Below are 369 nucleotides of genomic sequence, written 5' to 3' on the forward strand. Positions count from 1 at the left end.
TCGCGGATCAGCACGCCGCGGTGAATACGTTCCCGGGCCTTGTACACACCGCCCGTCACACCATGAGAGTCTGTAACACCCAAAGCCGGTGGGGTAACCGCAAGGAGCCAGCCGTCTAAGGTGGGACAGATGATTAGGGTGAAGTCGTAACAAGGTAGCCGTAGGAGAACCTGCGGCTGGATCACCTCCTTTCTAAGGAAAGCAGCGGAAGCGGAGAGTATGAGAGTACTAAAAGAAGCAACCGAAGCGAAACGGAAGCACACCGAGCGAATCTTGTTTAGTTTTGAGGGCAAAACCTCAGAGCTAGTACGTTGAAAACTGAATACCGAAAGCAAAAGAAAACCGAGACAATCGTAAAGAACAGATTGT

Annotated in this window: 1 rRNA gene; it reads left to right on the forward strand. The window is 51.2% G+C overall.

Annotated elements, in window-relative coordinates:
* Window positions 1–192 (forward strand): 16S ribosomal RNA (locus KI210_RS08590); the annotation flags it as partial.
* Between the last annotated feature and the right edge of the window lie 177 nt (window positions 193–369).

This window comes from Lactobacillus corticis, from assembly GCF_018327645.1.
Classification (GTDB): Bacteria; Bacillota; Bacilli; order Lactobacillales; family Lactobacillaceae; genus Lactobacillus; species Lactobacillus corticis.